Origin of the sequence: Janthinobacterium fluminis (genome assembly GCF_028595325.1) — a bacterium.
Classification (GTDB): Bacteria; Pseudomonadota; Gammaproteobacteria; order Burkholderiales; family Burkholderiaceae_D; genus Janthinobacterium; species Janthinobacterium fluminis.
The window spans coordinates 1-1,478 of record NZ_JAQQXR010000034.1; the positions used below are offsets into that span (position 1 = coordinate 1).

The following is a 1,478-nucleotide window of genomic DNA, read 5'->3' on the forward strand; positions in this document are numbered from 1 at the left end:
CGGTTAAGCTACCTACTTCTGGTAAAACCCGCTCCCATGGTGTGACGGGCGGTGTGTACAAGACCCGGGAACGTATTCACCGCGACATGCTGATCCGCGATTACTAGCGATTCCAACTTCATGCAGTCGAGTTGCAGACTACAATCCGGACTACGATACACTTTCTGCGATTAGCTCCCCCTCGCGGGTTGGCGGCGCTCTGTATGTACCATTGTATGACGTGTGAAGCCCTACCCATAAGGGCCATGAGGACTTGACGTCATCCCCACCTTCCTCCGGTTTGTCACCGGCAGTCTCATTAGAGTGCCCTTTCGTAGCAACTAATGACAAGGGTTGCGCTCGTTGCGGGACTTAACCCAACATCTCACGACACGAGCTGACGACAGCCATGCAGCACCTGTGTGACAGTTCTCTTTCGAGCACCCCCAGATCTCTCCGGGATTCTGTCCATGTCAAGGGTAGGTAAGGTTTTTCGCGTTGCATCGAATTAATCCACATCATCCACCGCTTGTGCGGGTCCCCGTCAATTCCTTTGAGTTTTAATCTTGCGACCGTACTCCCCAGGCGGTCTACTTCACGCGTTAGCTGCGTTACCAAGTCAATTAAGACCCGACAACTAGTAGACATCGTTTAGGGCGTGGACTACCAGGGTATCTAATCCTGTTTGCTCCCCACGCTTTCGTGCATGAGCGTCAGTCTTGACCCAGGGGGCTGCCTTCGCCATCGGTGTTCCTCCACATATCTACGCATTTCACTGCTACACGTGGAATTCTACCCCCCTCTGCCAAACTCTAGCCTTGCAGTCTCCATCGCCATTCCCAGGTTGAGCCCGGGGATTTCACGACAGACTTACAAAACCGCCTGCGCACGCTTTACGCCCAGTAATTCCGATTAACGCTTGCACCCTACGTATTACCGCGGCTGCTGGCACGTAGTTAGCCGGTGCTTATTCTTCAGGTACCGTCATTAGCAGGAGATATTAGCCCCCACCGTTTCTTCCCTGACAAAAGAGCTTTACAACCCGAAGGCCTTCTTCACTCACGCGGCATTGCTGGATCAGGCTTTCGCCCATTGTCCAAAATTCCCCACTGCTGCCTCCCGTAGGAGTCTGGACCGTGTCTCAGTTCCAGTGTGGCTGGTCGTCCTCTCAGACCAGCTACTGATCGATGCCTTGGTAGGCTTTTACCCTACCAACTAGCTAATCAGATATCGGCCGCTCCACGAGCATGAGGTCTTGCGATCCCCCACTTTCATCCTTAGATCGTATGCGGTATTAGCGTAACTTTCGCTACGTTATCCCCCACTCTAGGGTACGTTCCGATATATTACTCACCCGTTCGCCACTCGCCACCAGAGCAAGCTCCGTGCTGCCGTTCGACTTGCATGTGTAAGGCATGCCGCCAGCGTTCAATCTGAGCCAGGATCAAACTCTTCAGTTTAATCTCTGTTTAATGTCATTTCTGACAGGTCGAAGCCAT

The 1,478-nt window shown here is 52.9% G+C and carries 1 rRNA gene; it reads right to left on the reverse strand.

The features are described 5' to 3' along the window. Window positions 1-1,439 (reverse strand): 16S ribosomal RNA (locus OIK44_RS25640); the annotation flags it as partial. Window positions 1,440-1,478: the final 39 nt, after the last annotated feature.